The sequence below is a fragment of the Mesotoga sp. UBA5847 genome (genome assembly GCF_002432735.1).
Lineage (GTDB): Bacteria > Thermotogota > Thermotogae > Petrotogales > Kosmotogaceae > Mesotoga.
This window is the reverse complement of record NZ_DJGL01000043.1, coordinates 1-13,043: the sequence shown is the minus strand read 5'-3', so window position 1 is coordinate 13,043 and position 13,043 is coordinate 1. Positions and strand designations below refer to the sequence as shown.

At 46.8% G+C, this 13,043-nt stretch carries 13 protein-coding genes; 10 read left to right on the top strand and 3 right to left on the bottom strand.

From position 1 onward, the window contains the following. The 9 genes from B3K91_RS04775 to B3K91_RS04735 form a co-directional block, all read left to right on the top strand. Nucleotides 1-786 (top strand): bifunctional metallophosphatase/5'-nucleotidase (locus B3K91_RS04775; RefSeq protein ID WP_292594135.1); only part of this gene is annotated, 786 nt, incomplete at its 5' end. Nucleotides 787-1,115: 329 nt separating this feature from the next. Further along, complete coding sequence (locus B3K91_RS04770) at nucleotides 1,116-3,419, top strand: penicillin acylase family protein (RefSeq protein ID WP_292593195.1); 2,304 nt, start codon at nucleotides 1,116-1,118, stop codon at nucleotides 3,417-3,419. A gap of 17 nt (nucleotides 3,420-3,436) precedes the next feature. After that, on the top strand, nucleotides 3,437-4,144 hold the full coding sequence (gene lipB / locus B3K91_RS04765) for a lipoyl(octanoyl) transferase LipB (RefSeq protein ID WP_292594133.1): 708 nt from the start codon (nucleotides 3,437-3,439) through the stop codon (nucleotides 4,142-4,144). Next, nucleotides 4,119-4,976: a lipoyl synthase gene (gene lipA, locus B3K91_RS04760; protein WP_292587850.1), complete on the top strand. Its 858-nt coding sequence runs from the start codon at nucleotides 4,119-4,121 to the stop codon at nucleotides 4,974-4,976. Before lipB ends, lipA begins: the two co-directional genes overlap by 26 nt. Nucleotides 4,977-5,205: 229 nt before the next feature. After that, a complete protein-coding gene (locus B3K91_RS04755) occupies nucleotides 5,206-5,649 on the top strand; it encodes a nuclear transport factor 2 family protein (protein WP_292587853.1) in 444 nt (147 codons plus the stop codon). 9 nt (nucleotides 5,650-5,658) lie between these two features. Further along, complete coding sequence (locus tag B3K91_RS04750; RefSeq protein ID WP_214059865.1) at nucleotides 5,659-6,630, top strand: SDR family NAD(P)-dependent oxidoreductase; 972 nt, start codon at nucleotides 5,659-5,661, stop codon at nucleotides 6,628-6,630. Then, entirely contained in the window at nucleotides 6,617-8,230 is a 1,614-nt protein-coding gene (locus tag B3K91_RS04745) for a phytoene desaturase family protein (protein ID WP_292587856.1), read from the top strand. The genes B3K91_RS04750 and B3K91_RS04745 overlap by 14 nt, the downstream gene beginning before the upstream one ends. A gap of 77 nt (nucleotides 8,231-8,307) precedes the next feature. Beyond that, nucleotides 8,308-8,934: an NUDIX domain-containing protein gene (locus B3K91_RS04740; protein WP_214060350.1), complete on the top strand. Its 627-nt coding sequence runs from the start codon at nucleotides 8,308-8,310 to the stop codon at nucleotides 8,932-8,934. Continuing rightward, complete coding sequence (locus B3K91_RS04735) at nucleotides 8,927-9,475, top strand: peptide deformylase (RefSeq protein ID WP_103134952.1); 549 nt, start codon at nucleotides 8,927-8,929, stop codon at nucleotides 9,473-9,475. The genes B3K91_RS04740 and B3K91_RS04735 overlap by 8 nt, the downstream gene beginning before the upstream one ends. 285 nt (nucleotides 9,476-9,760) lie before the next feature. Here B3K91_RS04735 and B3K91_RS04730 read toward each other — a convergent pair whose 3' ends face one another. From B3K91_RS04730 to B3K91_RS04720, 3 genes are all read right to left on the bottom strand, one after another. After that, nucleotides 9,761-10,387 (bottom strand): SGNH/GDSL hydrolase family protein, encoded by a 627-nt coding sequence (locus B3K91_RS04730; protein WP_180979955.1) that lies wholly within the window; start codon nucleotides 10,385-10,387, stop codon nucleotides 9,761-9,763. 192 nt (nucleotides 10,388-10,579) lie between these two features. Then, nucleotides 10,580-11,473 (bottom strand): carbohydrate kinase family protein, encoded by an 894-nt coding sequence (locus B3K91_RS04725; protein ID WP_103134954.1) that lies wholly within the window; start codon nucleotides 11,471-11,473, stop codon nucleotides 10,580-10,582. Between the two features lie 286 nt (nucleotides 11,474-11,759). Further along, nucleotides 11,760-11,963, bottom strand: coding sequence for a hypothetical protein (locus B3K91_RS04720; protein ID WP_292587862.1), 204 nt, complete (start codon nucleotides 11,961-11,963; stop codon nucleotides 11,760-11,762). Between the two features lie 204 nt (nucleotides 11,964-12,167). Between B3K91_RS04720 and B3K91_RS04715 the strand changes: the two genes are divergently transcribed. Next, a partial coding sequence (locus B3K91_RS04715) for a glycerol dehydrogenase (RefSeq protein WP_292594131.1) occupies nucleotides 12,168-13,043 on the top strand: 876 nt, incomplete at its 3' end.

Genomic DNA, 13,043 nt, shown 5'->3' with positions numbered 1-13,043 from the left:
AAGATAAACGGAAGCTGGGTAATCTCTTCAGGTAAACATGCAGAGCTGATCTCAAAGACTAATCTAAATATCTACAGAGGCGAGGTAATCGGTATCAACTTTGCTCACGTCTTCATGAGCCAAAATCTGCCGCAGGATGAGGCAGTGGTTGAAGTGGTAGAGAGTTATGTCTCGCAGCTCGACGATAGGCTCGGTACAGTAATTGGAAGGACCGAAGTCGATCTCGATGGAGAAAGAGGAACTGTGCGCCTCAAAGAATCCAATCTGGCCAACGCTATAGCCGACAGTCTGAGAGAGATGACAGGGACTGATTTCGCAATCCAGAACGGAGGCGGAGTTCGAGCAAGTGTTCCCGCGGGAGATATAACAATAAAGGACGTATATACCGTTCTCCCCTTCGACAACCTCGTAGTTGCCGTAAAGGCCACCGGGAAGCAGATATGGGACGTCCTTGAACACGGTATCTCGGCCTACCCGGCCGCCGCCGGTCAGTTCTTACAGGTATCGGGTCTTGAATACACATTCGACGCTTCAAAACCACCGTATGAGCGATTGATATCCGTTACATCCAACGGTGTACCTCTCGATCTCGAAAAGACCTATACCCTTACGGCTAACGACTTCCTCACGGGCGGAGGAGACAAGTTCACAATGTTCCTCGAAATGGAGAAGACTATTGTGACAAAGTCTTTCCTGAGAGACGCCTTCGCGGAGTACGTTGAAAGGCATGGAACGATCGCTCCTGTAAATGAGGGAAGAATAGTAATAATTAATCCTGCCAATTGATCTGAATCACTAGATGAAGCGGAGAGGGAAACCTCTCCGCTTATTCTGCCCAACAAAGCCCATATGAACCTATTCCACTATGGAAGATTTATCACGTAGCTCTTTCGCTGTCATAAATCCTTTCAGGCAATTCACGGATGAAATGAGTCTTTGAATTCCTGCATCATAATCCTGCAAAGGTCACAGGAAAGGTATGCTAAGTCAACAATGAGATCCCTTTTACTATTTCGACTGCCACAAAAAGAGCGATACTCGCCTCAATTTCATCCAGAGGATGGAGTGCTCTATAATTGGAAGGTCATTCTAGATGATGAATCTAGGGGGTGAACATGAGAAAAGAAACTGGATTTTGGATACTCACAATCTTCATGCTTGCAGCTCTTTTAACTTCTCCTATGACGTTGTTTGCAAGTCAGATAGAGATAATTCGTGATTACTGGGGAGTTGCCCACGTCTATGCAGATACGGATTCGGAGCTCTTTTTTGGAGCAGGTTATGCAACGGCAGAAGACCGAATGTTCCAAATGGAGCTCTCACGCAGAAAAGTCTCGGGAAAGCTGTCAGAGATCTACGGCAAGGACTGGCTAGAGTCGGACAAGCTTATGCGTACGCTCGGGCTTTACAAACACGCGCAAGAGATCGCCAATCATCTGGACGGTGAGACGAAGTCTATACTCGAAGCCTATGCTGAAGGAGTAAACTACTATCTTGAGACTAATCTCGATAACCTGAATCCTGTCTTCGATGAGATTGGAATCGTCCCGGATCCATGGACGGTTGCCGATAGTATTGCTGTGTGGATGCGCCTATCAGAGAGATTCGATCGGTCGTGGCAAAACGAAGTCACGGCCCTTCGAAACTACGAGCAGCGGTTGCGGAGCGGCGTAACTCAAGACCCGATCGTTATAGACAATTCAGCTGCGATTGTAACTGAATCCGACTTCCTTCGAACCGACCCCGACGCATACCGACGCCTTATGGAAGAAAGACCGGGTGAGTCAAGTGAGCGCTTTGAATGGGACTCATTGAAGGCCAGCCATGCATGGACGGTATCGGGAAGCAAGACTCTCACAGGGAGTCCTCTCCTTGAGAGCGACCCGCAGATTGCCGTTACTCTTCCTTCTCTCTGGTATGAAATACATCTTAGCGGTGGCAACTACAATGTGAGAGGAATCTGCGTTGCAGGTTCGCCGGGCTTTCTCATTGGCTGGAACGAATATCTCGCTTGGGGTGCAACTGCGCTCGGTTCTGACAATGGAGACCTCTTTCAGGAGAGACTAAGTGAAGATAGATCCGAATTTCTCTTCAAAGACGTCTGGTATCCTGTGCAGTCTACCACAGAGGTCATTAACGTTCGTGATGAAGAACCGGTTGAAATCACAGTTAGTAAGACTATTCATGGTCCCCTCGTAGACTCGTTTCTAAAAGGAGCAGGGCGTGCAGAAAACTTCTCACTGAAATACGTTGCTATTGACGAGATGAAGACACCGATAACGGGCATGTTATCCATGATGAGATCAAGAAACTGGGAAGAATTCACCGGCGGATTGAGCGATTACATGTTCCCTGGGATACATGTTGTGTATGCCGACGTGTCGGGAAATATCGGATACCATACGGCTGCGGCAATCCCGATCCGTTCCGGAAGACTTGGCCTTCCCCAGATAGGCTGGACGGGTAACGAGGAATGGACAGGATACTTGCCCTTTGAAGATCTTCCCCATGTTTTGAATCCATCTTTGGGGTTCGTTGCCAGTGCAAATCACCTGCCCGTCGGAGAGTGGTACCCGTATCCTCTAACGATAGGCACCGGAGGGACCGGACATAACCCTAGAAGCATGAGACTTTACGAGCTTCTCGATAATCAGAACGAATTCACTTTTGAGAGCTTTTCGGAGATTCATCGAGACAATGTCTCGGCAATTGCCAGGGACTTTCTCAATCTCGCCGGCATTTTGCTTCAAAGGAATCTGTTGTCTCAAAGCTCATCGAGGCTTCTAAACGTTTTCAGTGATTGGGACTATCGCCTGGTTGAGAACAGCAGGGCAGCAGATATTGCTGAGACTCTTGTCCAAACAATGCATCGAAGTTTGAGGGTCGATTCTTCTACTGCCACTCTAGCCTCAAAATACGGCGGAGGCCATGCGGGAAACATTTTCCTCCTTCGTTCCGTCTTGAGCGAAAATGAGATCTACGGCATGTTGACGGACGAGGAGGAACTCGCGGTTTGGGTCAATCAGGTTATTGAGACTGCAACAGCCAACATCCGAGAAGGCACTTCTCAAGTCAGACCACAAGTGATGGTCTATCAGGCTAATCTTGAGGGTTTTCCCTCAATACTTCCGTATGCAAATAGAATCATGCCGTCTCTCACGACAACCTCAGCAAATACCATCTGGTCACAGCTGGGAAATTCTTATACTCAGGTAGTGGACCTTTCGAACATCGACAACTCTCGAGCGTTTCTGCCGCCCGGGATATCCGAAGATCCGAGAAGTCCTCATTTCTTCGATCAGGTGGCGTTGTGGGTCGCTGGAGAAACCCGCCCCGCTCCCTTAAGTCGAGAAGAAGTCATGAAATATGCGGAATTGGTTAGAATATTACCTTCTTCAGTTACCGAAAAATCAGATTAGGTTGGAGCTGAGTGACCTTGGAAAATCGAACTTGCTATTCAATAAGTCTTAATGGGCTCACAAACTACCTTGACGGGCTAAATATACAGCATAGAGCGCTTGAAAAAGTAATGACTGGAAAAGCGGACTGCATATTGATTCTTCTTGAACACGAACCGGTGCTGACTATAGGTAGGTCGGGAGGAAGAGAGAATCTTCTGGTTGACGAGAGTGAGCTCAAACGCCTGGGGGTCGCGCTCCAAGACACCGACAGGGGAGGTAATATAACCTATCACGGCCCGGGTCAGCTTGTTGCATATCCGATTCTGAATCTTGGAAAATGGAAGAAGAATCTTCCCTGGTACGTGCACTCTCTTGAAGAGGTAGTAATAACGTTGTTGCAAGATTACGGTATAGAAGCAGGAAGAAAACCGGAATACAGGGGCGTATGGGTCAAAGAGGAGAAGATTGCCGCCGTCGGTATAGCGGTAAAAAGATGGTACACAATGCACGGATTTGCTCTGAATGTTCAGGTGAACAAAGATCACTTCAAACTGATAAATCCATGCGGAATAAAGGACTATGCGGTTGTTTCGATGGATGATTTTATAGTCAGTTTAGACTTCCGTGAGATCATTGAGAGAGTGAAAGAGAAGTTCGCACTTATCTTTGAAAGCAAGATCGTGGAGATTTCGAGAGAATGTCTGGAGAGTGTTCAAAGTGATAGAGAAACCAAAATGGCTTAAGGAAAAGCTTAACGCTGACAGAAGTAAAGTGAGTGACATAAAAATCATGTTGCGAAGCCTACGACTTCACACCGTTTGCGAAGAAGCGAGGTGTCCCAATGTAGGTGAATGTTTCGCTTCCAGAACCGCAACCTTCATGATACTAGGCAACGTATGCACAAGGCGCTGTCGATTCTGCGCCGTTTCGAAAGGAATACCCGGCTCTCCAGACCCAAAGGAGCCGGAGAACATTTCTAACGCCGTTCATATTCTTCAACTGAGACACGCTGTAATCACCTCGGTTACAAGGGACGATCTAGATGATGGTGGCGCTTCTCAGTTTGTAGATGTGGTCCGTGAATTGAGAAAGAACTGTCCTGATACGACAATCGAGCTGCTGATCTCTGATCTGAATGGTAACTGGAAGGCACTAGAAAAAATCGTCAGAGAGCATCCGGACGTGCTGAATCACAACGTGGAAACGGTACCTTCCTTGTACGACAAGGTCAGACCCGGAGCGGCTTATGGCCGCTCAATTGAGCTTCTGAGAAGAGTAAAGGAAATCGATTCTACAATAGTAACCAAGTCTGGAATAATGGTTGGACTGGGCGAAAACGAAGAGGAAGTTAGATCCGTAATGAACGATTTGCTTGAGGCCGGCTGCAGCATGTTGACGATTGGGCAGTACCTTCAGCCCTCTCATGAACACCTACCGGTCGTCGATTACGTTACGCCGGAGAAGTTTGAAAATTTCAAGACCTTCGCTCTGGAAATGGGGTTCTTGTTCGTGGCATCTGGTCCTCTCGTTCGAAGCTCATATCATGCCGCAGTGGGTTTCTCTAGTTTGCGGTAGCGAGACGTTCATCGGACGTATTGTATTGAGAAAACTCCTTCTCTCAAGCTTCCTGTTCACAATTCATTAGGAGGAACGAGAGCTTGCTATTTTGTTATCCTCCAAATATACTTTCTTAAGGGGCGCCGTGATACGATTTTCTTAAGATGTTTTTTGCGAACTAATTGCTGGAAGCACATGCAGGATTTTGGAAGCTTTCTCCTCCTGTCTGCTTTAGGGAGTAGTGATTGTGGATACGTTTTGTATAACAAGTGCGGATCAAATAAGAGAATTATGGTCAAAGACCTACAACACCGAAGGGAAACCGGACTGGTCTCACATTCTTCCTTACTATGACGACAACATTCTCTTTAAAGACACGATCCAGGAAATCCGGGGGATCGAAGAATTCAAGAAAATGACAGAAAGGCTTGCCGAGAGATCTAAAGAGCTGAAGATGGCTGTTCTTAGAGTCATTAAGGAAGACAACGTGGTCTTTGTCGAATGGGAGATGACGATACTCTTCAAGAAGACGAGGACTTCCGTGATTTACGGTGCGAGCCGTCTATCTATTAGTGAAGAGGGAAAGATAATCGAGCAGCGAGATTACTATGACCTTTGGGGTACTATCTTCGACAACATACCTTCATTCAGAAAGCCTTACAGGCGTTTCATGAGAAAACACTTCGGGTAGTTGCTGCATATGGAGAGAGGCAGGAGCCCCATCCGCAAATACTGGAAACAATACAAATGGTCAAACATTCGCGCGATGATGAAGAACAACAAGTCTGATCCAAAGATTTGCAATGATGATTTCAAGGATCGCCTAGTGGTTGTTACCGGAGGCACATCGGGTATTGGATACTATACGTGCAGGAAGTATGCCAGCCATGGGGCAAGGATCCTTTCCATAAACCGAAACAAAGAGAAATCGGAAGGCCTGTGCGAAGAGCTCAGACGGGACTTCGGTGCTGAATCTTCATACATGATAGCCGACTTCAGCAGCCTAGAAGACAGCAAGAGGGTTGGGGAAGAGCTATCTAAGATTGAAGATCCCATAGATGTCCTCATACACAATGCCGGAGTCTTCCTTAAGCAAAAAGAACTGACTGTCGATGGCCTTGAAATGACATATGCCGTGAACTATCTCTCTTCTTTCGTTATAAACTACATCTTAAGAGACAAGCTTAAGGCACAGGAGAAATCGCGGGTATTACTTGTGAATTCAGAAGGTCATCGCTTTGCTGTGTGGGGAATTAAGACAGATGACCTTAACTGGCAGAAGAGACACTACAATGGCCTCAAAGCCTACGGTTCCGCTAAGACCGCCCAACTTCTCAGTATGATAGTATTCAACGAATACTTCAAGGGGAGCGGTGTAACAATCAACGCTATGCACCCCGGTGCAGTTAGAACGGGTACAGGAAAAGAAAACGGGGCATTTTACAAATGGTACAAGAAAAATTTCGTCGACAGATTTTCCCGCTCACCGGAGATTTCAGCTGAATCTCTTTACTATCTGGGTGTTTCACGCGATGTAGAAGGCATAAGTGGAAGATTCTTCAATTTGACTACCGAAGAGATTCCAGCCCCGCCGGCCCTTGATACCGAAACAGCTGAAGAACTCTGGCAGGAAAGCCTGCGGATGGGGGGCCTCAATCATGGAGACCTATGACGTTATAGTCGTTGGCGGAGGAATAGCTGGAATGACCAGCGCCGCATATATTGCAAAAGCAGGGACCAAAGTCCTCCTGCTGGAAAAGAACGAGAAGTGTGGTGGCCTGATCAACTCTTTCTGGAGGGATGGGTTTCAGTTTGACGGAGGAGTTAGAGCACTTGAAAGCGCCGGTATCATTCTGCCGATGCTCAGGGAACTCGGAATAGAAATCGAAATAGTCAAGAGTCCCGTATCGGTGGGAATTGAAGACACTGTCATACGTGTGACCTCAAAGGAGAGTCTTAAGGAGTATTCAGATCTTCTGAGAAAGATGTATCCCGGAAGCGATGAAGAGATCGAGAGAGTGATTTCATTCATAAAGAGGATTATGAAGGACATGGAGATTCTTTATGGAGTCGATAATCCTCTTTTCATGGACTTCAAGAACAACAAATCATATTTTGTGAAAGTATACTTGCCGTGGCTCTTCAAGTTCCTCCTCACCCTCAGAAGAATCGGGAAATTCCAAATACCCGTAGAGGAATTTCTTGAGAAGATTGTTGAAGATAGGTCTTTGAGAGACATAATAGACCAGCATTTCTTCAAGAACACCCCGACTTTTTTCGCCATGAGCTACTTCTACCTTTATCAGGATTACTTCTACCCAAAAGGTGGAGTTGGAACTATGGCCGAACGCGTAAGAGAAAAGATAGTCCAGTTTGGCGGGGAAATCGAGACAGGTAGGGAAGTAACAGAGGTCAATGCTGGAAGAAAAGTAATTGTCGATACCGGTGGAAGATCCTACAAATACAGGAAACTAGTTTGGGCTGCCGACCTAAAGAAGCTTTACTCAATTGTGAAAACAGACGGCCTGCCCGAAACCTCAGCAAAGATGGTTAACAAATTTAGATCCGAGATATCGAAGAAACACGGTACCGATTCTATTTTCAGCATCTTCATCGCGGTGGATGAACCTCCCGAAAAATTTGAAGCGATAGCCAGCGGTCACTTCTTCTATACTCCTTCGAGGAAAGGATTGGGAGAAATTCATCGCAGCGAAATGAAGTCCATTCTGGAGAACTGGTCGGAGAGTTCGAAAGAGAAGGTTTTGAGCTGGCTGGACAGATTCTGCGAACTGGGTACCTACGAGATCTCGATCCCCGTTCTCAAAGACAAGAACCTTGCCCCTCAAGGAAAGACCGGCCTGATTGTAAGCACTCTCTTCGAATACGAGATCGTGAAAAGAGCGTATGAATCCGGCTGGTACGAGGAGCTGAAAGAAGAACTCGAGAAGAGAGTAATCGAGGTTCTCTCAAACTCAGTGTACCCGATTCTGAAAGACAGGATTCTTTTTTCATTCTCCAGCAGCCCGCTTTCAATAGAGAATTATGTCGGCAGCTCAGAGGGATCGATCGTAGGCTGGTCGTTCGAAGAACCGATACCTGTGGTCTCCAGCATGATGAAAGTAAACAGCTCAGTCAAGACGCATATACCGGATGTTCTTCAGGCAGGCCAGTGGACTTACAGTCCTTCTGGCGTACCGATTAGCATACTTACTGGAAAACTGGCTGCCGATTCCGTCATAAAGAACGTTAAGAACGCTCGATTTGAAGGCTAACGAGCTCTATGTATCTGTAGACCAGTGTTTTCGGGTTTCGAGCAAATCAACAATCGAGTATCGAAGGAAAGAATATTATGAGTATCAACAGTTTGATTCCAGATAATTCCGAAAAGGGCACCGGACTGATTCTAGAATACCGGGACCTCTACCTCTTTCAGGTTTCCGGAAGGAAGCACCGAACAGAGACGGGGGAAAGGTTCTTCGCTGGAATCGGAGGCCATTGTGAAGAAGGCGAGGGGTTCATCCAGGCAGCAAAACGCGAAGCAGTCGAAGAGACTGGAAAGACGGTTGAAATAACCCATTCAGCCCGGACGGATATTGTTCAGTCAAACGGAGGTGTTGTCGACACCATCGAACTTCCATCTCCAGCCCCCAGAATGATCTACAAAATGCTTGATCGACGAAAGAGCTTGCCCGAGAAAGGACCGTACTTCATAGCGTGCTTCAATGCATATTTCACAGATGATGCTCCCTTCGAACTCGACCCCGAGGAGGTGAGCGCATTGATTGCCATACCGGAGGAGTTGCTTTGCGGGAGTCTTGAGCGCAAGATAGGGCTTGAAGACATACTCTCGTCCGGAGGAGAGATTGTCGCAGGTTACCTGGAAGCAAGCGCAATGCTCTTTCCCCTCGGAACGGCAGTAGCTCTTGCAAATCTCTTGAAAAGAGACAAAGGCCTTTCGGAGGTTGATTATGACTAGTGAAGTATTGCTTCTTGGAAATCCATTGCTACGGGAAAAATCATCTCCCGTCACTGACTTTCGAGGCCAGGAGATGCTAGGGCAGTTCGCTATGCTTAAGCAGGCCCTCCATGAATTCAGAAATGAAAACGGCTTTGGCCGTGGTATCGCAGCCCCGCAAATCGGCATTCTTAAGAGAATGGTTGCGCTCAATCTAGGTCAGGGGAGTTTCATTATTGTGAACCCGCGAATTACCGAGCGCAACAAGTCCACATTTACCATGTGGGATGACTGCATGTCCTTTCCACATCTGCTTATTAGGCTCGAGAGAAGTCTTTCGATAGATATCGTGTATGAAGATGAAAGGGGAATCGAACACGAGTGGAAGGGAGTCGATCAGGCAAAATCGGAGCTGCTTCAACATGAGATAGATCACCTTGATGGCATTCTCGCAATAGACCACGCGCTCGACTCAAGAAGCATAATCTACCGTTCAGAATACGAAAGGAACCGCGAGTACTATGACAGTCTCGTGAATTACACCATAGAGCCAACTTTGTGAGATGCTTCCTGAGTTGTCTTCTACTTATTACACCTGCCATTCCAGTCTTTCGGTTCTCAAATGCTCCCAAAATCCAGAAACCGGAATTGATTCCATGGAAATTGCACAACGATTTTCTCTTGGTTTTATCGCTCACAATGCTTGCCCGGATGAGCTTCACAGAGAATGAATTCGCTGATCAACGCGCAGAACTAATTATCTAGTTTGAGAGTGTCGGCCAAGCAATGAGTCTTCTTGAGAATTGAATTCTCAGTAGGCACCTCATCTGCTCATTCTCGACAATTGTTAAATCGCAATACTCATAGCACTGAGCCACTTGAGGGCGATAAGAAAGTGTCCTTCAGGAGTGGGATGGACACCATCTTCTGCCCAGAAACCCTGCTCTCTTCTTGTAGCCGCAGAAGCGAAAATCCCGTCAAGCGGGACGTAAATGGCCTCATATTCCCTCGCAAGTCTTCTGATTATCTGAATCTTCGGTCCAAGGTCTTCTGTCCAGGACTCCATCTCGCCTCTTAACGGGAGAAAGAACGGTTCCATAATTATTGAAGACGCCCCGATAGTGGCAACTGATTCGAGCAGATACCTATAGTCTCTTTCGAAGATGTCTGGTTCGGTCTTGTCATTGCTGTCATAGAACCGCCAGCAGTCATTTACCCCGACCAGCATTGAAATCCAGTCTGGCGATAAATCAATACAGTCGGCTTTCCAGCGTTCTCGAAGATCCTTCACCCTGTCGCCCCCGACACCCCTGTTTAGAAACTCTATTCTTAACCCGGGATATGAGGCTCCGACAAGCCCAGAAATAATAGCGGGGTAACCGTTTCCCAGACCAAAGAAGTCTTCTCTGTCTCTGCCGGCATCTGTTACGCTGTCTCCTTGAAAGAGAACTCTTTGCCCTTCTTTAAGAAGCACTCTTCTCAACCCCTCCATTCAATCCAAATGCAGATTATCTCTCGACCCTCTGGCAAAAGAGAAGCAGGAGAAATGAGCCGTTATGTGGAACCATTCCGATAATAGTAACCCTCCTCTATACTGCGAGCAGAAATGTCGGAGCCGCTTCCTACCGACCGTTGCGTTAACATCGAGCAACATAACTGCTATTCTCTAGATCATGATCTTACTTCTGTATCGCCCCTCTATCCAATCTCTAGCTACTCTGTGCGCAAAATCAATATCTGGCTCACCATTCGACGAATTAGAGTATATGAACCCAGCATTGAAAGAATCTCCAGCACCTATTGTATCTAAAACATTCTTGGATTCCGCTGTGGGATAGAGTCTTGAATTCTCTCTTCCAATCATAAGAGAACCTTTTGAACCCATCTTGACCATTGCCTGACCTTCATAGTCCTCGAGGTACGTTTCAGTTGCAGCCTCTATCGTTGACTGGTTAGTAGCTTCCATGAGCTCCGCTTCATTGGGCATAAACCAGTCCACCGAATCTAGCAGTCTCTGAATCTGAATTCTGAAAAGACTCCAGCCATCCGGTGGCCATCCGGGATCGAGATAGATTGTGTTTTCTTTTCTGAGAGCTTCCAGCAATGTCTGCAGGTTGCTTTCTCTTAGACCGTTAAGAACATTTATCCCGCAGAACAAAATGTGCGCTCCCTCAACACCAGTGAGTTTGTTTTCAACGAAGTCAACATCTAGATGGTGCATTATCGTCTCGTTACTGATGAAACTCCTCTCGCTGTCTATATGGGTAATCGCAACCGTACATGGTGTTCTGCCCTGGATAAGATCAAACCCTTCTACCGACACTCCCATATCTTTGAATCTCTCCTTGAACGTCTTCCCGAAGAGATCATTTCCCGCTACCGTCACAATATCCACCGGTACTCCGAGATCGGCAAGCACAACAGCCGTGTTAGCCGCCTGGCCGCCAATACGCATTTCGATTGAATCAACGCCGATCTCCGTGCCCCACTCGGGCCAGTCATCCACCGGACCTGCTATTATATCTACATCGATATTCCCAACCACAATTACTCTATCCATTTGATCACTCTCTTCTTTAATCTCTTCAACAGTGTTTTCTCGAAACCTTCACAGATTATAGCATTCGTGGAATGATGGAGAAGTTCCGTCTGGCGATACAACGAACCCCACTCTGAGAACAAGTATTCCATGAGGAAATCTTGCACGTGAGCTCTCGAGTTACAACAGAAAATCGGTCGATAAAAAGAACAGCCTTCAAGGCTGTTCAGATAAGATAAGATATAAGACATTTGTTGTAAACTCATCGATAGATTGTCGAGTTAGGGTGTAGCAAGTTGTACATGTGTCAGTCCTTATGACATTCGCTACAGCAGTAAGCACAGCCGTCAACATTCTGGTAAAAGTCGCGAGCCTTCTGAAGCGCTCCAAAGCAGTTCACGAAATCTCCCAGCATTGTCTTCGACTTCACTTCTCTCAGTCTCTCACAGTGTTCGGTATGAATCTCGTGTTCTCCGGCCGGCTTTGCGCTGTCATCTACGTAGTAAATCACTTCACAACACCTCCTTCAAACAATTGCATAGATTGTCTCGGTAGATAGTCCGCACTAAGGACATCCTATTTGAAATTATAGCATCCGGAGCTGCTTACAAGAATATTCAGTGATCAAGGGAAAAAGCACAGTAAATATTGATCTTTATTTCACAAACTTAGTCGGCTTTTGCGTTATAATTATTTAGATAAGGAGGTGTTGTCCATGATAAAAGCTACGATCTTCCCTGGGAGATACGTTCAGGGAGCCGATGCGCTGAATTCTCTGGGAAAGGAACTGAAAAGATTCGGTGAAAACGCCTTTATTATAACCGATCCGTTCGTGTACGAGAACATAATTCCTTCTATCAAGGATTCATTGCTTGAAGAAGTCTCTGCCGAGATTATTGAATTCAGCGAAGAGTGTTCCGACGAAGAGATCGATCGGCTTTCCGACAAAGCCACAAGCAAGGCCGACGTGCTTGTCGGAATTGGAGGAGGAAAGACACTGGACACAGCCAAGGCTGTTGCTCACAACCTTAAGATTCCCGTGGCCGTTGTTCCAACCATTGCTTCAACAGATGCGCCTTGCAGCGCGCTATCTGTAATATATACACCTGAAGGAGAGTTCAAGAGATATCTCTTCCTCCCGAAAAACCCCGATCTTGTTCTGGTAGATTCCAAGGTTATCGCTTCCGCACCCGCAAGGTTTCTTGTTTCTGGAATGGGCGATGCTCTTGCAACCTGGTTTGAAGCAAGATCTTGCGAGATCGGAAACGCCAAGAACATGACGGGTAATCCTGGTTCGATGACGGCTTACTCCCTTGCAAGACTTTGCTACGAAACTCTATTGAAGTATGGAGAGCAGGCAAAGAACGCCTGCCAGGCACAGGTGGTAACTTCGGCTCTCGAGAAAGTCATCGAGGCCAATACTCTGCTGAGCGGCCTTGGATTCGAAAGTGGAGGACTTGCCGCGGCTCACGCGATTCACAATGGACTCACCATCTTGCAAGAGACTCACGAGTTCTTCCACGGAGAAAAAGTAGCCTTCGGAACGCTTGCGTCGCTGTTCCTTACTGAAAAGGATCCCGCTGTAATCGAT